The following is a 23,538-nucleotide window of genomic DNA, read 5'->3' as shown; positions in this document are numbered from 1 at the left end:
AATCTCCTTGTTTTAGATAAAAATAATATTGAAAAACAAGGAGGTGATTTTATGAATCTTATTCCTTTTGGTCCTTTTACTGAAATTGAAAGATTAAGAAGGGATATAGATGAAATTTTTAATCTTACTTATTTTGAAAGACCAAGGGTAGATGTATTTGAAGATGAAAAGGAAGTTAGGGTTGTTGCTGAAATACCTGGAATTTCAAAGGATGATATAGATATTACAGTGTTTGATGATTCTATAAAAATAAGTGGAGAAATAAAAAGGTCTAGTGAGTATAAAGAAGAACATGTAAGAAGAAGTGAAAGATTTTATGGAAAGTTTACAAGAACAATTCCTCTTCCTTGCGAAGTAAAATCTGAAGAAGCAAAGGCAGATTATAAAGATGGAGTTTTAAGCATATCAATACCAAAGAAAGTTGAATCAAAAAATGTGGGAAGAAAAATAAAGTTATCATAAAGGAGCTTAATGCTCCTTTTTAAATTTTCAAAAAATTAACATTTTGTTATTTGAATTTTGCATATTATGTATGGTATACAGTTTATATATTTAATACTTGGGGGGATGAGAAGTGTCAAAGATAACAGAGTTTTTTGGGGTAAATGTGTTTAATGATGTAGTTATGAGGGAGAGACTTCCAAAGAGCATATATTTAAAATTAAGAAAAACTATAGATGAAGGACTTCCTCTAGAGGCTGAGGTTGCAGAGGTTGTTGCAAATGTTATGAAGGATTGGGCAATTGAAAAGGGGGCTACCCACTTTACCCACTGGTTTCAACCTATGAATGGAAGAACAGCGGGGAAGTTAGAATCTTTTATTTCTCCTAAAAAAGATGGGACTGCTATAACTGAGTTTTCAGGAAAAGAACTTATAAAAGGTGAACCAGATGCATCAAGCTTTCCAAATGGAGGACTTAGAACCACCTTTGAAGCTAGAGGTTACACAGTTTGGGATTGTACATCATATGCTTTTATAGTTGAAGATGAGGGAGGAGCAGTTTTATATATTCCTACAGCTTTTTGTTCTTATACAGGAGAGGCCCTTGATAAAAAGACACCTCTTTTAAGGTCTATGGAGGCTTTATCAAGGGAAGCTTTAAGAGTTTTAAGAATTTTAGGCAACAATACATCAACAAGAGTTATTCCAATGATAGGGGCAGAACAGGAGTATTTTTTAATAGATAAGGAGCTTTTTAAAAAAAGAAAAGATCTTTTGTATACAGGAAGAACTTTATTTGGCGCAAAACCTCCGAAGGGTCAGGAGATGGAGGAACACTACTTTGGAAGCATAAATGAGAAGGTAGCAGCTTTTATGAAGGAAATAGATGAAGAACTTTGGAGGGTTGGGGTGTCAGCAAGGACAAAACATAAGGAGGTTGCTCCAAATCAATATGAGATAGCCCCGATATTTACCAATGCAAATATAGCTGCGGACCAAAATCAAATAATAATGGAGATGCTTTTAAAAGTAGCAAACCGACATGGGCTTGTTTGTTTGCTTAATGAAAAACCCTTTAAAGGAGTAAATGGTTCAGGAAAACATATTAATTTTTCTTTAATGACAAATGATGGAATAAACTTATTTGACCCCGGAAAAACTCCCCATGATAATCTTCAGTTTTTATTGTTTGTTTCAGCTGTTATAAAGGGAGTTGATGAATATCAGGATCTTATAAGAGTTTCAGCGGCAACCCCTGGAAATGACCATAGATTAGGAGCAAGTGAAGCACCTCCGGCTATTGTTTCCATATTTTTAGGGGAGCAGCTTACAGAAATTTTCGAACAAATTGAAAAGGGAGAAATAATTGGCATAAAGGGAAGAGAAAAGCTTGAAACTGGTGTTATAACTCTTCCAGTTTTAAAAAAGGATTCCACTGATAGAAATAGAACTTCGCCTTTTGCTTTTACTGGTAATAAATTTGAGTTTAGAATGGTTCCATCTTCAGCTTCTATATCTGATGCGGTTACTATTTTAAATACTATTTTGGCTGATAAATTAAAAGAAATTGCAGATAGGTTGGAAAAAGCTTCAGATATAGATAAAGAAGCTAAAAATGTTATAAGGGAAATAATAAAAAATCATAAAAGGATTATATTTAATGGTGATGGATATTCAAAGGAATGGGTTGAAGAGGCACAAAGACGAGGACTTTTAAATTTAAAAACAGCAATTGATGCTATAAAGTATTTTATAGATGAGAAAAATATACTGCTTTTTGAAAGACATAAGGTATTAACAAGGAGCGAGATTTATTCAAGATATGAAGTTATGTTAGAAGGATATATTAAACAGGTTCTAGTAGAAGCAAAAACTATGTTAGATATAGTATCAAAGGATATTTTGCCTTGTGCTTTAAAATATGTAAAAGAATTATCTAAAACTTTAAAGGAACTTTTAAGTTTAGGTATAGAATGTGAAAATGAAAAGGAATTTCTAATTAAAATAAACAATTTGGTGGAAACTATTATAAAAAATAACAAAAAACTTGATGACCTTGTAAAAGAAGTTGAAGACTGTGGTGAAAATTCGTATAAAAAAGCAAAGTTTATAAGAGATAACGTGTTCTCTCAAATGGAGATGTTAAGGGAATACGTAGATGAATTAGAAAATTATGTTGATAGGTCCCTATGGCCAATGCCAAGTTATGGGGAAATAATGTTTGATGGATTTGAAAGAAAATAACCTGCTGTAAATACTTTGCAGCAGGTTTTATTTTTTATAAAATTATTATTAAGTAAAAATTTAGGGGGTTGTTTTTATGGAAAAAGTTGTAAGTAGCAATTGCAGAAGGTGTCCTTATTATAAAAATAAAAAATGTGATGGGGAGGATAAAAATTGCATTTGCAAGTTTTGTCCAAGAAATCTTGGTGTTTGTATATCCACACGTTGGTGTAAGGAGACAGAATCTGCCCTTATCTTTGATTAAGCATTTTTTAAATAATTTTTTATTTCTTCGTCGTAAAGATTTATTATTTTTCTTAAAGTTTTATTATTTACATCATATTCTATGTTATTTACTTTTGCTATTGGTAAAACTTTAGGGGATGTTCCTGTTAAAAAGCAGGAATTAAAGTTTTTAATTTCAGAAAGCTTTAAGGGGGTTTCAATTACTTCTATATTATTTTCTTTGCATATCTTTAAAATTTTTTGTCTTGTAATTCCAAGAAGTACATCCTTAGATGGGGAAGTATATACCTTGTCATCTTTTATAAAGAATATATTTGACCTACTTCCTTCAGTTATTTCATCCCTTTCATTTAATAAAAGCGCCTCATAACATTCTGTCTCTTTAAGTTTTTTATTTATATCTTCCCTTAATTCTTTATATATTATCTTAGCATGGGGATTTTTTCTTTCAGCTTTGTAAATTAAAGTTTTTACGCCATTTTTATACATCTCTTCTGTCGGGTACTGAGATTTTATAAAGTATAAGTATATGTTATAATTGTCAAAATTGTTTATTACTATTTTTACATTTATATCTTTTATATTGTTTATTTTAGCAAGTTTTTCTATATTTTCTTTAATAACAGAAAGCTCTAAATTTAATTTTTGGCCTAAGAGATTGGCTGAATTTTTAAGCCTTTCATAGTGTTCTTCTAAAAACAATGGTTTTCCATTTATAAGCCTTATTACTTCATAGATTGAAGGATTTAGCTCTTTATAAATTTTATTAAAATCGGTTGTTTTATAAACTTTTTCATTATAAATAAAGAAATCAAATATAGCTTCCATTTTATCACCTCGTATATATTTTATAACTTTTTTTATAAAAAGTATATTTTTGAAATTAAAAAAATTTTGCGAAAATTTTATTGGTTTGTTAGAATATAATTGTAATGGAAGGAGGGGTTTTATGATAAAAAATTTTGATGAGCTTTTAGAGGCTGTTAAAGGTAGAAAAAAAATGAAGCTTTCTGTTGCAGCAGCAAATGATTTAGAGGTTTTGCTTGCAGTGGAGAATGCAAGGAATTTAGGATTAATAGATGCAGTATTGGTAGGGGATTATGATGATATAAAAAAAATAGCTGATGAAAATAACATAGATTTATCAAATTATGAAATTGTAGATGTTAAAGATTTAAAGGAAAGTGCAAGGGTTGCAGTGTCATTGGTATCAAAAGGACAAGCTGACTTTTTAATGAAGGGGCTTATAGGAACTGCAGAGCTTTTAAAAGCTGTTTTGGACAAAGATATTGGTTTAAGAACTGATAAACTTTTAAGCCATGTTATGGTTTATAGCGTTGAAACATATCATAAGTTCTTGCTTTTAACCGATGGTGGGATGGTTACATATCCTGATATTACACAAAAGGTTCAGATAATCCAAAATGCGGTAAAGGTTGCAAAGGCCCTTGGAATAAATCCAGTTCATGTCGCTCCCTTGTGTGCCGTTGAGGTTGTAAATCCTGATATGCAATCTACAATAGATGCTGCAATTCTTTCAAAGATGAATCAAAGAGGACAGATAAAAGATTGTATAATAGATGGCCCCTTAGCTTTAGATAATGCTATTTCCATTGAAGCTGCAAAGCATAAAGGAATAAAAAGTCCCGTTGCAGGAGAGGCAGATATACTTTTAGTTCCTAACATAGAAGCAGGAAATATACTTGGAAAGAGTTTAACGTATTTTGCAAAGGCAAAATCAGCAGGAGTAATTGTAGGGGCAAAATGTCCAATAGTTTTAGTATCAAGGGCAGACTCTCATGAATCTAAGCTTTATTCTATAGCCCTTGGAAGTTTAATTGCTAATTCATAAGTAAAAAAGGGGGGAACTAAGATGAAAAAAATAATGACTGGAAATGAGGCGATAGCAAGGGGAGCTTATGAGGCAGGATGCACCGTTGCAGCGGCGTATCCTGGGACTCCAAGTACAGAGATATTAGAAAACATAGCTTTATATAAAGACATTTACGCAGAATGGGCACCTAATGAAAAGGTAGCTGTTGAAGTTGCAGCAGGGGCATCTATTGCAGGTGCAAGGGCATTATCAGCAATGAAGCATGTTGGGCTAAATGTTGCTGCAGACCCTTTATTTACTATGGCCTATGAAGGAGTAAACGGAGGTTTTGTTATAGTGACGGCAGATGATCCTGGTATGCACAGCTCTCAAAACGAACAGGATAACAGGCTCTATGCTCCCCATGCAAAGGTTGCTATGTTAGAGCCTTCCGACAGTCAAGAATGTAAAGATTTTATAAAGGAAGCTTTTGATATAAGCGAAAGGTTTGATACAGTTGTCTTATTTAGAATAACTACAAGAATAGCCCATTCTAAATCCATAGTTGAGCTTGGAGAAAGAAAAGAAGTTAAAGTTAAAGAATACAAAAAAGATGTTAAAAAATACGTTATGATTCCTGCCCATGCAAGAGAAAAGCATGTTGAGGTGGAAGAAAGATTAAAAAGGCTTCAAGAATATTCAAATACTACTCATTTAAATAGAATAGAGTGGGGAGATACTAAAATAGGAATTATAACAAGTGGAATTTCTTATCAATACGCAAAGGAGGTTTTTAAAGATAAAGCCTCTTACCTAAAACTTGGATTTACATATCCTCTTCCTGATAGACTTATAAGGGAGTTTGCATCAAAAGTAGAAAAACTTTATATAATAGAAGAAAACGAGCCTTATATTGAAACTTTTGTAAAGTCATTAGGAATAGATTGTATAGGTAAGGAATTAATACCTATATGTGGGGAGTTAAATCCAGATATTATAAGAAAAGCGCTGCTTAAGGATTCTAAAAAAGAGATTTATAAAATAGATGTTAAAATTCCAAACAGACCTCCAGTTCTTTGTCCTGGATGTCCCCACAGAGGAATATTCTATGCTATGAGCAAATATAAGGATATAATCGCAACAGGGGATATAGGATGTTATACCCTTGGAATGATGCCACCTTTAAATGTGACTGATACAGTAATTGATATGGGAGCTGGTTTTTCAGCAGCTATTGGTTTCGAAAAAGCTTTTAAAATGGCAAATAAAAAGGGTAAAATATTTGGTATTGTAGGGGATTCAACTTTCTTCCATTCAGGAATTACAGGTCTTATAGATGCAGTTTACAACAAAAGCAACGTGGTTTTAGTTGTTCTTGATAACAGTATAACTGCTATGACAGGACATCAGGAAAACCCGGGAACAGGAAGGACTCTAAAGGGAGATATATCACCTGTTATAGACATAAAAGAAATTGTAAAGGCTTGTGGTGTTAAAGAGGAAAACATAAGGGTTGTTGACCCATATAAATTGGATGAAACAGAAAAAGCAGTAAAGGATGCATATAATTCTGAAGAAACTTTTGTAATAATAACCAAGAGAGAATGTGCACTTTTAAAGGATGTAATTAAAAAGAGGGCAGGAAGATATGTAAGAGTTAATCATGAAAAGTGTAGAAAATGTAAGTTATGTCTAAAAGTAGGATGTCCTGCTGTTTTTGTAAAAGATGATAATTTAGTTATAAATAAAGATATGTGTAATGGCTGTACATTGTGTTTGCAAGTTTGTCCATTCAATGCGATAGAAAAGGTTGGTGAGTGGAATGACTAAAAGTTTGTTATTTGTTGGGGTTGGAGGACAGGGAATTATTTTAGCATCGAAGATTTTAACAGAAGGCCTTGTAAAATTTGGGTATGATGTTAAGATGAGTGAAGTTCATGGTATGGCTCAAAGAGGAGGAAGCGTAACAACACAAGTAAGATTTGGAGAAAAAGTTTATTCTCCACTTATTGGAGAAGGAGAAGCAGATGTTATTGTTGCATTTGAAAAAATTGAAGCAGCAAGATGGATAAATTATTTAAAAAAGGGTGGAATACTTGTTATTAATGATTATGAAATATATCCTCAGCCTGTTTTAATTGGACAAGAAACTTATCCCCATGATATTATTGAAAAAATTAAGGAGAAGGTTGAAAATGTAGTTGTGTTTAATGCCGCAGAGGTTGCAGAAAGGCTTGGGAATATAAAAACTCAAAATATTGTTTTGTTAGGGGCTTTAATAAAGGCCCTTGGAATTGAAAGCTTAGATTGGGAATCTGTAATAAGGGAAAATTTACCTGAAAAAATGCATGATATAAACATAAAGGCTTTGAAGGAGGGAATGAATTTAGGGGCAGTTTAAAACTGCCCTTTTTACTTTTTTGGACAAGTTGTATAATTACAGTATAGATGCATAAATTAAAAGTAAGTTAATTTTTTGAGGTGATTCAATGTATTTAGAAACCCTTTTAAAGCTTTTTTTAGCCTTTATACTTGGAGGAATAGTTGGATATGAGAGGGAACATAAAAACAGGCCTGCAGGCCTTAGGACCCATGTTTTGGTTGCAATAGGTTCAACTTTGGTTCAGATAATTTCTTTAGATTATGTTAACTTAAAAAATGCTTCCATAGATCCTTTTAGGCTTGGATCACAGGTAATAAGTGGCATTGGATTTTTAGGGGCAGGAACTATTCTTAAAGAAGGGGTTAATGTAAAGGGACTTACGACTGCTGCAAGTTTATGGACTGTTGCTTGTATTGGTCTTGCTGTTGGTTGTGGGCTTTACTTTGAAGCCTTTATTACCACTTTATTTGTATTTTTATCCTTAAGGGGGCTAAAGGTTATAGAACAGAGGATTTCAAAGGAAGATAGATATTATAATCTTCAAATTTTAGCAGAAAATGTTCCTGGAGTTATAGGCAACATAGGCAAAGAGCTTGAAAAGCTTAATATTAATATAATTGGAATTGAAATTTCAGGGGGAGAAGATGATGAGGCGGTAGTTTTTTTAAATTTAAAAACACCAAATTATATATGTATTAACAAAATAGTAGAAGTTTTAGTTAAAATAAAAAATATAAAGGAAGTAAAAGTAATATAAATGGAGGGTGCCTATGGGGGTTTATACAAAAGATCTTGGAAGATATAAAAACATAGCAGAAAAATATAAAAGAGCCAAAGAAACAATAAAAATATCTATGCCTATTGAATTTGAAAAAAATATTTATAGAGTTTTGGAGTACTTTAAGCCATCTTTTTTTGAAAAAACAACTACAGGCATTTTAGTAATTACAAATGATGGTTTTTTAGTTAAAGATAAAAAAATTCAAAGGGAGGTTTTAAGAATTTATTACTACTTAGATATTTTATTAGAGGATGAAAGTATAAATAGGCTAAAAAGCGCTATAGCTTCTGAAAAGGAAATTAAAAAGGAGATTTTAAATTACAACGATGCGATTGATGTTTTAAATACTTCAGGTTCTAATATAAAAGGAATTGATAAAGTTATAGATCTTTTAAAAAAGCTTCCTGATATAAAAAGGGAAAATAATAAAGCTATTGAAGAATATTTATGTTTTGTTGAGAAATATAGAAACTGTGATGTTATTAATTCTAATATAATTGATGAACTTTTAAAGGTTTATAGAAATGTTCTTCTTATTAATTTTAAGAGGGTAAAGGAAATAAATAAAGCAAGGATGTTATATGATTCTTTAAAGGAGTTTTCAAGCAAAAATAAAAAAAGAATATCTAACAGATTAAATGGAATGTCTTTAAGATTTGCAAGGCTTGAAATGATAGTAGATAGGCTAAAAAACATATTAGTAATATATGATAAAATACTTGACATGGATGATGAAAGATATATTGAATATTTAAAGCTTCAGGAAAATATAAATATAAATAATAAATTGAAACTAATAAGAGAATAAGGCTGCTTTTGTGCAGCCTTATTAAATATCAACAACTTTTATAAAGTTTACATCTGGGTCTTCTGTTCCTTGAACATATAGGTTAGCATCCTTTAGAGCTTGAACATAGTCAACTATTTCTTGAGTTATTACCTCACCAGGGCAGACAATTGGAATTCCTGGTGGATATGCAAGGAGGAATTCTCCAGAAACTTTTCCAACACTTTCTTTTAAAGGTAAAGACCATTTTTTAGAATTAAATGCTTGTCTTGGAGTTAAAACTTGTTTTGGAATTGCAGGGATATCTAAAACTTCTCCTTTAACCTCTCTTGTTCCATAGTATCTTTGGCTAATTTCCTTTAAAGCGTTTATAAATTTATCCATCTTTTCCTTTGTATCTCCAAAGGAGCCAACTGCAAGTATATTATAAAGATCGCTAAGCTCCATTTGAATGTGATATTCATCGGCTAATATCTGGTCAACCTCATATCCTGTAAGTCCAAGACCTCTTACTGTAACTGTAATCTTTGTAGGATCAAGGGCATAAACTCCAGGTTTACCAAGTATATCTTTTCCAAAGCAATATAAACCTGGTATTTTATTTATTTCTTCCCTTGCGTATTCTGCAAGTTCTATAGCTTTATCTAAAAGTTCTTTACCCTTTGTAGCTATTTGCATTCTTGCAACATCTAGTGAAGCCATAAGTGGGTATGATGGGCTTGTAGTTTGTAAAAGGTTCATAACCTGTTGAACTCTATTTATATCAACCCTTCCAGCTCTAACCTGTAAGAAGGAGCATTGCGTCATAGCTCCAATAATTTTATGGGTGCTTTGGGCACACATGTCAGCTCCAGCCTGTATAGCTGATATAGGGAGTTTGTCGTTAAATCCTAAATGCGGACCGTGAGCTTCGTCAACTATTAAAATCTTATCATAAGAGTGGACAATCTCAGCGATTTTTTTAATGTCTGTTGCAACACCATAATAAGTAGGATTTATTATTAAAACTGCCTTTGCATCAGGATGCATTTTTATAGTTTTTTCAACTGTTTCAGGAGTAACCCCATGGGCAATTCCTATATTTTTATCAATTTCTGGTTGCATGTAAACAGGAACTGCACCGCTTAGAATAATACCTGCTGTAACTGATTTATGAACGTTTCTTGGGATTATAATTTTTTCGCCTTCTCCCACTACGCTCATTACCATGGCTTGAATGGCTCCAGAAGTTCCATGGATTGATATAAAAGCCATGTCTGAGCCATAAGCGTCTGCGGCAAGTTGCATAGCTTTTTTAATAGGTCCAGTTGGATGATGAAGGCTATCTACTAGTTTAAATACAGTAACGTCGATGGATAAAATGTTTGAACCTACAAATTCTTTAAATTTGTTGTCCATTCCGTCTCCCCTTTTGTGCCCGGGAACGTGGAAGGGAACAGTATCTCTATTATGGTATTCCATTAAAGCGTCGAAAATTGGTGTTTGAGTTTGATCCATCTTATACAATGTGATATGCACCCTCTTTCATCAATTTTTTAAACGAGTTATATTATAGTTCAATTAAATTGCAAATTCAATCATTTTTATATTAAGTTTATGTTATTTTTTTTATTTTATTAAGGAATAACGTATCAAAAAATGGAAATACTGCTTAAAGGATAAAACTTTAGGGAGGGATTTTATGATTCTACACGGAGAGTTAAGAAATCACAATACAAAGGGAGATAATAATAAGCTAAGAAGAAATGGTAAAATTCCAGGAAATATTTATGGAAAAAACTTGAAAAATATGTTGGTTGAATTTGCCGAACTTGAGGTTTTTAACGTTTTAAGAAAAAATGGAGAACATGGAATTTTAGATGTTGATGTTGATGGGAAAACTTATAAGGCTATCATAAAAGAAGTTCAAAAGGATCCTTTGACAAAAAAAATAATTCATTTAGATTTATATAAGGTGGATGATAAGGAAAAAATCCATGCAAAAGTTCCAGTAGTAATCAAGGGAGAAGAATACTTAAAGGGCATGAATGCAGTAGTTCAAAAGATTCAAGATGAAGTTGAGGTAGAATGCAGCGCAGATAAAGTACCTAAATTTATAGTTGCAGATATTACAAAAATTAACAAAGACAAAATTACAGTATCAGATCTTGAAATTGCCGAGGAAATATCAGTTATTGCTCCGCCTAATGCATTAATTGCAACGATTGTAAAGGCTAATCAAATAGTCGAAGAAGATAAAGAGGAGGCTTGAAAAGTCTCCTCTTGAATTTTTTTGTAGGTAGGATAAAATAATTAGAGATGAGCATAATTGATTAAAAAACAAAATTATTTATGTTAAATTGTTCTAACTTTTATGAAGTGAAGCTCAATTATTTTAAATTAAACTTAAATTAACACCAAAAAAGCAAAAAAAGGGTAGACTACTCCCTTGGTAAAATTGATGTTCAAAAAATTTAATATAATTTATTTAGGCTGTTCTTCTAAATCCCGATAGGGATTTGTATTTATCAACGCAGCCAGATTTTATGGCAGCAATTGCAACAGTTAAGAGGCAAATGTGACCGATTGTATTCAAATTAGTAACAGAGTTAATATTTCTAACATAAGCTTGTTCTGTATTGAGATTTTTCCATCTAGAATTGTATCTTTCGGATTCAGTTCTTAGACTATATATTTTTTTAAAAAATATAGAATCACGATTTATAGAGGACCTATAATCAGTGCTAATAGTTATATATTTTACACAACTTCTGTTTTTCTTACCATTAAAGTATTTTTTATGGTTACATGGGCATAAAGAGTCATCTTTAGAAGTTCTAAAAGGACAGCAAAACTTTTGCTTGATATATGAATCAAAATATTGTTTACCATCTTTATGCATTACTAAACCAGCATCACAAATGACATTACCAGTTGATGTTAAGTTCTTTTTCTTAGTGCCACGCTTATTTAAGGGGATGAAGGCATGACCTTTAAGGGTATTACGAATGAAATCATGATTTTGTTTTGAATCATAGCCTTTATCAGCAATAATGTAACTGCCTTCAAGAGAAAACCACTCATTTGTGGTAGCAAGGATTTCTATAAGATTAGATATAGCATCACTAACATGATTTTTGTAACCCCAGTAGAATTCATATTTTTTCTTTGAGTTATTAGGCTTATCCTCAGAAGCTTTAACATTGATGGAGTTATTGGCAGTATGAACTCCTAACTTACAATCTTTATCAGAAGAAGGAGGATTATTTTTAGAAAATTTGTTTTTTGAAAAGGACTTAGGATTATTAAATTTAGTATTAGCCTTAACGGGAGTAGCATCAACAGAAATAAATTTGTTATCAATAAAACCTAACTCTTTAAGAATATTAACTTGATTTTTCATGATTTCTTTAAGATAAGAGTTAGACAAATTTTTAATGAATCTTTGAAAAACTGAGTAAGAAGGTAAAGGCTTAAGGATATCGAACCCACACAGTTTAGCAATGATTAAATTATTTTCTAAGAAATCTTTAAGTTCAGTAACTTGAGCAAATTTTTCACATTTCATGACAATAAAGGCTCTGAAAAGAGCATTACGAGAAAACCCAGTAGGGCCGTATTTAGAGGGGACCTTATCTGGTAATGGAGATAAATCAAGATTTTCAAAGAGGGTTGTATAAAAATTAATAAGTTTTTGAGAAGTAAAAAATTCAATAATGTTAAAAATTTCTTGACGTTGATACATAGAGATTTCTTCCATTTTGTTGTTAGATTGAATGGGATTATATAAATATAATTCGATAAAAATGGTGGAAATCTTATGAAATATATTTGTGAGTGATAAAAAAGATTTAGCCATAGCAGATTAATAATTTCAAGGCTTTAAAATTATGCTCAAGGCTTAATTAAAAAGGGAGGGTTAAAAGTGAAAAAATTTTTAGCTATATCGATTGCCGTTTTGGTTTTAATTTTAGGAGGATTTATGTTTTATGTTAACAATATGTTGAATAAAATTAAACCTAAAGAGCGGGTCAATATTCAAAAACCAAATCAAAATATTAACACTAAAACCATAAATGTTATATTATTTGGAATAGATGCAAGGGATTTAAATGCTCCATCAAGATCCGATACAATAATCATAGTTTCTATTAATCCTCAAAATAAAAAAGTTAAGTTAATATCATTAATGAGGGATATGTATATTAAAATACCCGGAAAGGGAGAAAATAGGATAAATGCAGCATATGCTTTTGGAGGGCCAGAGCTTGCATTAAAAACAATAAATGAAAATTTTGATTTAAACATAACAGATTATGCGACTGTAAATTTTTATGGTTTTGAAAAGATAATAGATCAAGTTGGTGGGGTTGAAATTAATGTTAAAGAGGATGAAATAAAGTATATTAATTCATATATGAAAGAAACTGCAAAATTGTTTGGAGGAGAATATAGGGAGGTAAAAACTGCTGGGCTTCAAACTTTAAATGGAAGACAAGCATTAGGTTATTCAAGGATAAGATATGTTGGACATGGAGACTATGAAAGAACTGAAAGACAAAGAAGAGTATTAACAGAAGTTTTCAACAAAGTTAAGAATCAAAGTATTCCAAAGAAAATCGGACTTATAAATAACATGCTTCCATACATAGAGACAAATTTATCAAGAAGTCAGATTATAAATTTGGTTACAATGTTTTCTAATTTAGATGAATATCAAATTGAACAATTAAGGATTCCTATTGATAATTCATATAAAAGTCAAAAAATATATGGTATGGCAGTTTTAGTTCCGGATATTGAAAAAAACAAAAATGCAATACATGAATTTCTAAAATAAGAGGTGGAAGTATGGATTATAAAGAACACTTTAAAAAGGAGGTTCAAAACTTTATATTTGTAGAACTTGAAAAACCTCTTGTAATATCTTTAAATAACGTAGTAATAAACCTTCCTAAAGGAGATTATCCTGTAGATTTTAAGGAACTAATAAACGTTGCTAAAGAAAATAAAGATTTTACTGCACAAAGCATAATAAATGGTATGATATTTGTTTTAGGTGCGGACAGTAGTTTCCCTTATTTAGAAAATTATATTAACATTCTCAAAAAAATTCCTAATATAGAGAGCTATATAATATTTCAAATAGAAGAAAACAAAAATAAAGATATTAAAAAAGCTATAATTTATACAAGTGCCTTAATAAAGCTAAATCCTAAAAAGGAATTTCAAATGAATAGAATATATCTTCTTATGGATTATTATCAAAAGACAAATTTAAGCTTTTTAGAAGCTGAAATAATAGAAAGCCTTAAAAATCTTTTAAAACAGTATCCAGAATATGAACCTGCCAACTTTTATATTGCTGAATATTATCTTGATAAAGACATTGATCTTGCAAAATACCACTTAAGATATTGTTTGAGTAGTGAAAAATATAGACAGAAAGCTGAGGAATATCTTAAAAAAATAGAAGCTGTTGAAAATTATGATAAAGCTGTATCTTTATTAAAGGAAGGATATCCTAAGGAAGCTTTAAAAATACTTATTCCTTATATTGAGTCAAATCCTCAAAATTTAGATGCAAAATATTATATAGCCGTAGCTTACAGAGAAATAGGAAATTATCAAAAGGCACTTTTGTATCTTAATGAGCTTTTAAATATCCTTGAAACTCCAGAGGTTGATAATGAAATAGGACTTAATCTTGCATTTTTAGGGTATTTTGAAAAAGCAATAGAATATTTTAAAAAAGCCTTAAAGTTTAAGCCCTCGGAAGTTAGCATTCTTTCTAATATAGGTGTTTGTTATTTTAACCTTAATGATTTTGAAAATGCAAAAAAATACTTTAAGTTAGCTTTAGATAAAAAACCTGATGATGAAGTTTGTAAAGAATGGATTAGAAGATTGTCGTAAAAAGTAAAAAAAAGAAAAAATTTTGTTTTGAAATTTTTAAATTTTTGTTATATAATAAACGTTGAATGTAAAAAGGAGGAAATAAAATGGAGCAAGAAGTTACTTTAGATCTTCATGAATTATTTAATGTGCTTCGAAAAAGGGCTAAACTAATATTTGGAACAATATTATTTTTTGTAATTTTTAGTATAATTTTAAGCTTTTTTGTTTTAAAACCTGTATATGAAGCGAAAGTTACAGTTATCATTGGAAAAGAAGAGCAAAACACTGAAAAAAGGATAGACTATAACGATATTATGATGTATCAAAAGCTTGTAAAAACTTATGCAGGAATTGCAAAGTCGAGGACGGTTGTAGAAAAGACAATAAAGGATTTAAATATGAATATAGATTATGAAAAGTTTTTGGACAAACTTAGCGTAACGCCTCAGCCGGATACTCAAATAATGGATATAAAGTTTCAAAGTAAAGATCCTCATGAGGCTATGCTTACAGCAAATAAGCTTACGGATATATTTTTAGAAGAATCTAAAAGAATATATCCAACTAATACAATACAGGTTATGGATTATGCAGTTTTACCTGAAAAACCTGTAAAACCCAAGAAGTTGCTAAATATTGCTATAGCCTTTGTTATTGGTGTTATGGTATCTTTAGGCTTAGTATTTATGTTAGAATATATGGATAACACTATAAAAACGGAAAATGATGTGGAAAAAGTATTAGAGCTTCCTGTAATAGGAATCATTCCAAAATATAAAGAATAATGGGAAGTGGTTTTATGTTAGATATTCATTCTCACATAATCCCTAAAATGGACGATGGGGCGGATTCGTTAGAAACTTTTTTAGAAATGGCTAAAATAGCACAGGATGATGGAATAAAAATGATTGTTGCAACTCCCCATTTTTTAGAAGGAAAGTATGAAAATAGTTTTGATGATATACAAAAAAGTGTTTTAGATTTAAATAATTATATTAAGAGAAAAAACATAAATATTGAAATTATTGCAGGTCAGGAAGTCATGATTTCAAAGAATTTAATATCTTATTTAGAGGAAGGTCTTATTTCTCCAATTAAAGATACTAATTACATCCTTATAGAACTTCCTTTTGATAAAATTCCAAGTTATACTTTTGACGTTTTATATGAACTTAAGATAAGAAATATAATTCCTATAATAGCACATCCAGAAAGATATTTGGAAATTATAAAAAATCCTGAAAAAATTAATGATTTTATAGATGAAGGATATTTATTTCAACTTAATTCTTCTAGTTTTATAGGATTGTTTGGGAAAGATGTTAAAAATACTGCAGAAAAGCTTTTAAGGTACAATGTAATAGATTTTTTAGGTTCAGATAGCCATGATGCAAAGTATAGAAAACCTAAGATAAAAAATGCCCTTGAAAGGATAAAAGAGATTAACAAAGATGCTTATGAAAGAATAATTTTAAACAGTAGGCTTTTCAAAACAGGAGAAGTAAAATCAAGGCCGGAAAAAGTTAAAAATAAAAAGAGCATTTTCAGTTTCCTTTTAAGAAAGAGGGGGTAATTTTATGAGGGTCAGAAAAGCTGTTATTCCCGCTGCAGGACTTGGAACAAGGTTTTTACCTGCTACAAAGGCTCAGCCAAAAGAGATGCTTCCTATAGTAGATACTCCAACTATACAATACATAATTGAAGAGGCTGTAAATTCAGGAATAGAAGAGATACTTATAATAACTGGAAGAAACAAAAGAGCTATAGAGGATCATTTTGATAGATCTATTGAGTTGGAGTTTGAGTTAAAAGAAAAAAATAAACATGATATGCTTAATATGATAAATAATATAACAAATATGGCTCAAATTCATTATATAAGGCAAAAAGAACCTAAGGGGCTAGGACATGCAATTCTTTGTGCAAAATCATTTGTAGGAAATGAACCTTTTGCAGTTTTACTTGGTGATGATGTAGTTGATAGCAAAGTCCCATGCTTAAAACAACTTATTGATGCCTACAACATGTATAAAACAACAATACTTGGGGTTCAAGAAGTAAAAGAGGATGATGTTGATAAATATGGAATAATAAGTGGAGTAAAAATTGAAGATAGGATATATAAAGTAACTGATCTTGTAGAAAAGCCTAAAAAAGAAGAAGCGCCGAGCAATATTGCAATTCTTGGAAGGTATATAATAACTCCAGAGATATTTAATATATTAGAAAATACAAAGCCTGGCAAAAACGGTGAGATTCAGCTTACAGATGCTTTAAAGGAACTCCTAAACAAAGAAGCTATATATGCTTATAATTTTGAAGGAAAAAGATATGATGTAGGGAACAAGCTAGGTTTTTTGCAAGCAACTATTGAGTTTGCACTAAAGAGGGAAGATATAAAAGATGAATTTTTAAACTACTTAAAAGAAATTGCAGCAACTTTAAATTAAAAGGAGTTGTTATGAATGAAGTTAATAACAATAAAAGATCAAAAATCTCCAATATCTGAGGCTTACAGAACTTTGAGAACAAATATTAACTTTTCTCTTCCGGATACTAAGGTAAAAACAATTTTAATAACAAGTTCTGGACCAGGTGAGGGGAAATCTACAACATCAGCAAATCTTGCTGTTGTGTTTGCACAAAATGGATATAAGACAATAATAGTAGATTGTGATCTTAGGAAAAATACTGTTCATAAAAAATTTGGAATTTCTAATATAGTTGGTTTAACTAATATTTTAATAGGAGAACAGGAATTTGACGAAAAGTTATTTAAATATGAATCTGTAGAAAATCTTTATGTATTACCAGCTGGAACAAGACCGCCAAATCCTGTGGAACTTTTATCATCAAGGAAAATGGAAAGGTTTATTGAATATCTTAAACAAAATTTTGATGTAATAATAATAGATGCTCCTCCGGTTTTAGTGGTGACGGATGCACAAATTTTATCCCAGTATGTAGATGGTGTAGTTTTTGTTGTAGCATCAGAAGAAGCAGATAAACATGCAGCAAAAAGAGCAAAAGAACTTCTTGAGAAGGCAAATACTAAAATCTTAGGGGTTGTATTAAATAAACTTGATACAACTAAAAAAGGTTATTATGGATACTATTACTATTATTATTATGGTCATGAAAAAATTGAGCAAAGAAAAGCAAGGTTTTTAGGTAGGTAATTTTTAAGATAAATTAATAAGGAGGTGATATAATGCAGTCTCAAGTCAATATGAATTTTGAGAATGAGTATAAAAAAAGTTTTATTTATGAATTTTTAAAAAGGATGATAGATATAATAGGGGCAATTTTAGGACTCATAATTTTATCACCGTTATTTTTGCTAACAGCGATAGCTATTAAATTAGACTCAGAAGGGCCTGTGTTTTTTGTTCAAGAAAGGTGTGGAAAAAACGGTAAAGTATTTAAAATGTATAAATTTCGTTCAATGTATGTAGATGCAGAAGAAAGACTTAAGGAGCTTTTAGACAAAAATGAAATGTCAGGACCAGTTTTTAAAATTAAAAATGATCCTAGAGTAACGAGAGTTGGAAGGTTTATAAGAAAAACCAGCATAGATGAACTTCCACAGCTTATAAATGTTTTAAGAGGAGACATGAGCCTTGTAGGTCCAAGACCACCTATAGTTAGGGAAGTTAAGCAATATAATGCATATCAAATGCAACGCCTATTAGTTAAACCAGGTCTTACCTGTTATTGGCAAGTCTATGGAAGAAATAAAATAAATAATTTTGATGATTGGGTTGAACTTGATTTGAAGTATATAAGAGAAAGAAATCTATGGATAGATTTAAAGCTAATATTTAAAACTTTCTTTGTATTGTTTGGCGATGAGAAAGCGTGTTAAAGAAAGGAGTTGATACAATGCTTTGTGCACTTATAATGGCGGGGGGAAAAGGGGAAAGATTTTGGCCACTTTCAACTGATGAAAAGCCAAAGCAGTTTTTAAATCTCATTAATGAAGATACAATGATTCAAATGACAGTTAAAAGAATAGAAAAGCTCATTCCAATTGAAAGAATATTTGTTGTAACTGCTAAGAGATATGTAAATCTTGTAAAAGAACAGCTTCCATATCTTCCAGAGAAAAATATAATAATAGAACCAGTTGGAAGAAATACAGCACCATGCATAGCATTATCGGCATTTTACATAAACAAAATTTATCCCGATGCGATATTAGCAGTTTTACCATCAGATCACCTTATAAAAGACGTAGAAACATTTATAAGAACAATTGATGCTGCAAATAAATTTATAGAAGAAAACAAAGATGCAATAGTAACTTTAGGCATAAAGCCAGATAGGCCCGAAACTGGCTATGGATATATAAAATTTAAAGAAACCAAAACAATAATAGATAATTTTGAAATCAAAGAAGTTGAAAAATTTGTTGAAAAACCAGATAAACAAACAGCTCAAAATTACATTGATGAAGGAACATATCTTTGGAATGCAGGAATGTTTATATGGAAGGCAACAACTATACTTAAATATACTTACAAATTCTTACCACAAACCTTTGAAGTTTTAAGTGAAGTTGCAGCAACAAATGAAGAAGACTTTGAAGAGGTCCTCAATGAAAAATACCCAACAGTTGATAATATCTCAGTAGACTATGCAATAATGGAAAAGGCAGATAAAATATATGTTATCCCGAGCGACTTTGGTTGGGATGATGTTGGAACATGGACAAGTCTTGAAAGATATAGGGAAAAGGATGAAATGGGAAATATAGTTAAAGGAAATGTAATTTATGTTGATTCAAGTAACAATACTATTATTTCAAATACAAAAAAGATAATTTTGTTAGGCTTAAAGGATTGTATTATAGTAGAGAACAATGATGTTATATTAATATCAAGCAAAGAGAAGGTAAATCAAATTAAAGATTTGAAATATATTTGTGTAGGTGATAAAGTTGTTTAATAGAATTAAGTTTTTGAATACTTTTATAGATAATGTTACATTTGAAGAAGCAATAGCTATAATTGATAAGTTTATTAATGATGGAAAGTATCATTATGTTGTTACTCCTAATGTTGATCATATAGTGAAACTTGAAAAAGATGAAGAGTTTAAAAAAGTATATGAAAGTGCAGATTTAATATTGACTGATGGGATGCCGTTGATTTGGATTTCTAAATTATTAAAAAAACCAATAAAAGAAAAAATATCCGGTTCTGATTTATTTCCTGAAGTATGTAAAATGGCTGCAGAAAAAGGATATTCGGTTTTTCTCTTAGGAGCAGGTCCTGGAGTTGCTCAGAAAGCGGCAGAAAAATTAATGGCAAAATATAAAGGGTTGAAAATTGCTGGAGTATATTCACCGCCTTATGGATTTGAAAATGATGAAAAAGAAATAAGAAAAATAATTGAAATGATAAATCAATCTAAGCCGGATATACTTGCAGTTGGATTAGGAGCGCCAAAGCAAGAAAAATTTATATATAAGTATCTTAGTGAATTAAAAGTTCCAGTTAGCTTAGGTATAGGTGCAGCGATTGATTTTGAAGCGGGTAATATTAAGCGTGCTCCGAAATGGATGCAAAGATGTGGACTTGAGTGGTTTTATAGGTTTTTAAAGGAACCTAAAAGAATGTTTAAACGTTATTTTATAGATGACATGCAAATATTTAGAATATTTTTAAAATATAAGGGTGAAAACTATGATTAATAAAAAGAAAGCATTATTTTTAACAACAGAAATTCCTTATCCGTTAGATAATGGGGGAAAAATTAGATCATATAATTTGATTAAAGGATTGAGTAAGAATTACTTAATTGATTTAGTATGTTTTGCAGAATTTGATGTAAATATAGATGATATTAATGAATTGAAAAAGTTATGTAATGATATAAGAGTAGTCAATAAGGTATTTACTAGTAGTTTAAGCAAGGCAAATACTTTTGTTAATGTAGTAAAGAGTATATTTAGAAATAGGCCGTTTATAATTGAGAAATTTAATGACATTAGATTTGCAGAACATATAAAACATTTCATGTTGAATAATTTTTACAATATAATTATTTTTGATCATTTAAATATAACTTCGTATATTAATTTAGTTAAAAATTTAAGTGATAGGCCGATGGTTCTTAGTCAGCATAATGCAGAGTATTTAATAATTAAGAGACGCTATGAGAATGAAAAAAATATTTTAAAGAAGATTTATTTAAAATATGAGTATGAAAAAACAAAGAGGTTTGAAATGAAGGTATGTAAAGAATTTAAAAAGGTTATTGTTTTGAGTGAAGAAGATAAATTGAGTCTAGTAAGTGAAGATTACAAAGGGGATAACATAGAGATTTTACCAATTTCTATAGAAATGGGTTATAGAAAGAGGCAATATAATTCTAAGATAAAAAATTTATTGTTTTTAGGAACAATGTCTTGGTATCCAAATGAACATGGTATTTTATGGTTTTTAGACAATGTTTTTCCTAAGTTAATTCAATATGATAAAGATATAAAATTGTATATAGTAGGTAAGAATCCTAGTGAGAAAATTTTAAAATACAATAGTGATAATATAATTGTTACAGGATATGTAAAAGATGTTAATGAATATATAGAAAAATGTGATATATGTATAGTTCCTATATTTATAGGTGGAGGTATGAGGGTGAAAATTTTAGAATGTATGACAAAAGGGTTGCCATGCATATCAACAAGTATAGGTGCGGAAGGTATTAAAGCTGTTGACGGTGAAAGTATAATAATTGCTAATAGTGAAAGTGAATTTATTGAGAAATTATTAAATTTAAATCATAAATTTCTCATGAAAATTGCAGATAATGCTTATAAATTGGTTTGTGAGTATTATTCAGTAGATGCAGTTAATAATAAGTTAATTTCTATATTAGATAATGTTGATAAAGATTAGTGTTTTCTTTTTAATTTATAGTTAATATTGTATTTGTTAAAGTTAAAAAATATAGATAATTTTTATTTTGAAAAGTAAAATTTTTGTTTAGTTATGTGAATTTTAATAGATTAAGAAATTCTATAGCTAATTAAGTGTGAAGTAAGGTTTTGTATTATAAGTGATAAATTATATTTTTATTAAATTATATGTGTAATACATAATATTATATGATTTTAGTAAAATTTGGGTGTTAAGTAAGGGGTAAAGATATATGAAGAATTTGTTACATATAAGCACAAGAGATTTATTAAATTTTATTATCATTATTTACCCTATTTTTGATATTATTTTTACTATAAATAATAAAATATTAAATATAAACTTACCAGTAAATCAGATAGCTAGATTTTTGATTATGTTATTGTTTTATACAAAAATTTCAGATAAAAGAAAAAAATTTTTAGTTATAGTATTGTTTTTTTTATTTTTAATTGGTGAAATTAGTTATAAGTATTTTAATGATTTTGGGTTTATATTAGAAGATTTTAAATATATTTTTAAAATGTGTTTTTTAGTTATAACGATTTTTGCCTTTGAGGATATGATTAAAAATAATATTTTACGCATAATGGATGTAATAAAGTATATAGTTTTGTCTTCGTGGTGGATTATATTTAGTATATTTTTGAGTTTAATAGGTTTTGGATTTAAGTCCTGGGGGGATTATAGATATGGATACAAAGGGTTATTCTTAGTTCAAAATACTATAACAGCAAGTTTGCTTATTATATTACCATTAAGTCTGTATGTATATATTGAAACAAAGAAAAAAAAGTATCTTATTAACTATGTTTGTATGATATTATCTTTATTTATGATTGGAACAAAAGCAGGAATTATAGGAGCTATTTTTATATTTATTATTCAACAAATTTATTTATTATTTAGAACTAAAACAAATTATTATAAATTAATAATTTTGTCATTTTTACCAATTATTTTGGGAATAGTTTTATTTCTTTCAAAAGGATTTTTTAAAAATTTTATAGAGCAACAAAAATATTTGTTGTTAGCAATGTATAATAATGATTTTAAAAGCTTTATATTATCTAATCGTAATTTACAAATAATGTATATAAAGTCCTATATTAATGCTATGTATAGTTTCAAACCTACTTTATTATTTGGTATTGGATACTCAATAGCAAATAAAATAGTAAATATGGGTAAGTCGAATTTTTTAGCAATTGAAATGGACTTTTATGGTATATACTATTATTCAGGGGTTTGGATATTAAGTATATATATTATTATCATTTTAAAGAGGATTTTTTTAAATCTCAAATTATTGTTTAAATCAAAATTTAATTTAAGATATTTTTGTTTATTTTTAAGCATAATTGTTGGAGTAGTGCATTCATATTATGGAGGACATGTTTTATATGAAGCATTAACAATTTTGTATTTTGGTAGCGTTTTAGCAATTGCAAGTTTGAATTATTAGTTGATTAAATCGCATGCTTTTTTAAATTTTGGAGATATATAAATTTATTTCTTATTTGGGATGTAATAAGGTGCACTAATAAAGTTGAGAGTTTTACTTATATACTTAAAAATGATTATTTTCTTAAAAAAGTATTTAAATCGAAATTATAATTCTGTTTTGATAAAGTCTGTATTTTTTGTATATTTTAATGTTTAACAGTTTTTAGTCTAAAGTATTATTTATTCTTGGAATTGAAGATAAATTTAAAAGATTTATAATTAAAGCTAATTACGTTGATCTACGAGGGTTGTGAGACTTAACTACAGTTTTAGAGGTGAAAATAAAGAAGTTTAAGAATTTGTGGTAAAAAATAAATATCAAAGTATTAGCACTATTAAAGGAATTTAAAATTTCTTTTTTTCTTATACAAATCTTTCGAAGTATTATTGAAGTCCTCAATAACATTGAAATATAATCATTAAACGAAAAAAATTAAGTGTTTAACATTAGTAAAGATAACTTTAATAAGGATGTTACAAGCAGGGAATTTATCAGTAACAATTGAAAAGGGATAGCTAAACTTACTAGCAGAATTTAAAAGAGAGAAAGTATT

23 protein-coding genes are annotated in these 23,538 nt (G+C 29.4%); 20 read left to right on the top strand and 3 right to left on the bottom strand.

What is annotated here, in order from left to right:
• The first annotated feature begins 51 nt into the window (after positions 1–51).
• The 3 genes from C4R78_RS02575 to C4R78_RS09425 all read left to right on the top strand — a co-directional run bounded on the left by C4R78_RS02575 (position 52) and on the right by C4R78_RS09425 (position 2,930).
• Positions 52–462, top strand: a complete 411-nt coding sequence (locus tag C4R78_RS02575) for an Hsp20/alpha crystallin family protein (RefSeq protein ID WP_103895558.1) — start codon at positions 52–54, stop codon at positions 460–462.
• Positions 463–574: 112 nt separating this feature from the next.
• Positions 575–2,686, top strand: a complete 2,112-nt coding sequence (locus C4R78_RS02570; RefSeq protein WP_103895534.1) for a glutamine synthetase III family protein — start codon at positions 575–577, stop codon at positions 2,684–2,686.
• Between the two features lie 76 nt (positions 2,687–2,762).
• Entirely contained in the window at positions 2,763–2,930 is a 168-nt protein-coding gene (locus C4R78_RS09425) for a hypothetical protein (RefSeq protein ID WP_173689737.1), read from the top strand.
• Here C4R78_RS09425 and C4R78_RS02565 read toward each other — a convergent pair.
• Positions 2,927–3,739 (bottom strand): aminotransferase class IV, encoded by an 813-nt coding sequence (locus C4R78_RS02565; RefSeq protein WP_103895533.1) that lies wholly within the window; start codon positions 3,737–3,739, stop codon positions 2,927–2,929. The genes C4R78_RS09425 and C4R78_RS02565 overlap by 4 nt on opposite strands.
• Positions 3,740–3,860: 121 nt before the next feature.
• Between C4R78_RS02565 and ptb the strand changes: the two genes are divergently transcribed.
• The 5 genes from ptb (at position 3,861) to C4R78_RS02540 (ending at position 8,696) form a co-directional block, all read left to right on the top strand.
• Entirely contained in the window at positions 3,861–4,763 is a 903-nt protein-coding gene (ptb, locus tag C4R78_RS02560; RefSeq protein WP_103895532.1) for a phosphate butyryltransferase, read from the top strand.
• Positions 4,764–4,784: 21 nt separating this feature from the next.
• A complete protein-coding gene (gene iorA / locus C4R78_RS02555) occupies positions 4,785–6,554 on the top strand; it encodes an indolepyruvate ferredoxin oxidoreductase subunit alpha (RefSeq protein WP_103895531.1) in 1,770 nt (589 codons plus the stop codon).
• Complete coding sequence (locus tag C4R78_RS02550) at positions 6,547–7,125, top strand: indolepyruvate oxidoreductase subunit beta (protein ID WP_103895530.1); 579 nt, start codon at positions 6,547–6,549, stop codon at positions 7,123–7,125. The genes iorA and C4R78_RS02550 overlap by 8 nt, the downstream gene beginning before the upstream one ends.
• Positions 7,126–7,213: 88 nt before the next feature.
• The gene (locus C4R78_RS02545; protein ID WP_103895529.1) at positions 7,214–7,864 is read left to right on the top strand and encodes an MgtC/SapB family protein; all 651 of its coding nucleotides are present in this window, start codon (positions 7,214–7,216) and stop codon (positions 7,862–7,864) included.
• Positions 7,865–7,877: 13 nt separating this feature from the next.
• Complete coding sequence (locus C4R78_RS02540) at positions 7,878–8,696, top strand: hypothetical protein (protein WP_103895528.1); 819 nt, start codon at positions 7,878–7,880, stop codon at positions 8,694–8,696.
• 21 nt (positions 8,697–8,717) lie between these two features.
• Here the strand turns inward: C4R78_RS02540 and C4R78_RS02535 are convergent, their stop codons facing one another.
• Positions 8,718–10,181, bottom strand: coding sequence for an aminotransferase class I/II-fold pyridoxal phosphate-dependent enzyme (locus tag C4R78_RS02535; RefSeq protein ID WP_103895527.1), 1,464 nt, complete (start codon positions 10,179–10,181; stop codon positions 8,718–8,720).
• Positions 10,182–10,356: 175 nt separating this feature from the next.
• On the opposite strand from C4R78_RS02535, the gene C4R78_RS02530 reads away from it, so the two are divergent.
• Entirely contained in the window at positions 10,357–10,926 is a 570-nt protein-coding gene (locus tag C4R78_RS02530; RefSeq protein WP_103895526.1) for a 50S ribosomal protein L25, read from the top strand.
• A gap of 216 nt (positions 10,927–11,142) precedes the next feature.
• On the opposite strand, the gene C4R78_RS02525 is transcribed toward C4R78_RS02530, so the two are convergent.
• Positions 11,143–12,513: a transposase gene (locus tag C4R78_RS02525; RefSeq protein ID WP_242971183.1), complete on the bottom strand. Its 1,371-nt coding sequence runs from the start codon at positions 12,511–12,513 to the stop codon at positions 11,143–11,145.
• 66 nt (positions 12,514–12,579) lie between these two features.
• On the opposite strand from C4R78_RS02525, the gene C4R78_RS02520 reads away from it, so the two are divergent.
• From C4R78_RS02520 to C4R78_RS02470, 11 genes are all read left to right on the top strand, one after another.
• Complete coding sequence (locus C4R78_RS02520; RefSeq protein WP_207654263.1) at positions 12,580–13,494, top strand: LCP family protein; 915 nt, start codon at positions 12,580–12,582, stop codon at positions 13,492–13,494.
• A gap of 11 nt (positions 13,495–13,505) precedes the next feature.
• Positions 13,506–14,570, top strand: coding sequence for a tetratricopeptide repeat protein (locus C4R78_RS02515; protein ID WP_103895524.1), 1,065 nt, complete (start codon positions 13,506–13,508; stop codon positions 14,568–14,570).
• Between the two features lie 86 nt (positions 14,571–14,656).
• On the top strand, positions 14,657–15,337 hold the full coding sequence (locus C4R78_RS02510; protein WP_103895523.1) for a YveK family protein: 681 nt from the start codon (positions 14,657–14,659) through the stop codon (positions 15,335–15,337).
• Between the two features lie 14 nt (positions 15,338–15,351).
• Entirely contained in the window at positions 15,352–16,125 is a 774-nt protein-coding gene (locus tag C4R78_RS02505; protein ID WP_103895522.1) for a tyrosine-protein phosphatase, read from the top strand.
• Between the two features lie 4 nt (positions 16,126–16,129).
• Positions 16,130–17,002, top strand: a complete 873-nt coding sequence (galU, locus tag C4R78_RS02500; protein ID WP_103895521.1) for a UTP--glucose-1-phosphate uridylyltransferase GalU — start codon at positions 16,130–16,132, stop codon at positions 17,000–17,002.
• Positions 17,003–17,017: 15 nt separating this feature from the next.
• A complete protein-coding gene (locus C4R78_RS02495; protein WP_103895520.1) occupies positions 17,018–17,731 on the top strand; it encodes a CpsD/CapB family tyrosine-protein kinase in 714 nt (237 codons plus the stop codon).
• A 32-nt stretch (positions 17,732–17,763) separates the two neighbouring features.
• Positions 17,764–18,417, top strand: coding sequence for an exopolysaccharide biosynthesis polyprenyl glycosylphosphotransferase (locus C4R78_RS02490; protein ID WP_103895519.1), 654 nt, complete (start codon positions 17,764–17,766; stop codon positions 18,415–18,417).
• Between the two features lie 17 nt (positions 18,418–18,434).
• Positions 18,435–19,499, top strand: coding sequence for a mannose-1-phosphate guanylyltransferase (locus C4R78_RS02485; protein WP_103895518.1), 1,065 nt, complete (start codon positions 18,435–18,437; stop codon positions 19,497–19,499).
• Positions 19,483–20,247, top strand: a complete 765-nt coding sequence (locus tag C4R78_RS02480) for a WecB/TagA/CpsF family glycosyltransferase (RefSeq protein ID WP_242971182.1) — start codon at positions 19,483–19,485, stop codon at positions 20,245–20,247. Before C4R78_RS02485 ends, C4R78_RS02480 begins: the two co-directional genes overlap by 17 nt.
• Positions 20,240–21,457: a glycosyltransferase gene (locus C4R78_RS02475; RefSeq protein ID WP_103895517.1), complete on the top strand. Its 1,218-nt coding sequence runs from the start codon at positions 20,240–20,242 to the stop codon at positions 21,455–21,457. Before C4R78_RS02480 ends, C4R78_RS02475 begins: the two co-directional genes overlap by 8 nt.
• Before the next feature lie 253 nt (positions 21,458–21,710).
• Positions 21,711–22,943, top strand: a complete 1,233-nt coding sequence (locus C4R78_RS02470; protein WP_103895516.1) for an O-antigen ligase family protein — start codon at positions 21,711–21,713, stop codon at positions 22,941–22,943.
• Positions 22,944–23,538 lie beyond the last annotated feature (595 nt).

The sequence above is a fragment of the Caloramator fervidus genome (genome assembly GCF_900108045.1).
GTDB classification, from domain to species: domain Bacteria; phylum Bacillota; class Clostridia; order Clostridiales; family Caloramatoraceae; genus Caloramator; species Caloramator fervidus.
This window is presented reverse-complemented; position numbering and strand designations above follow the sequence as displayed.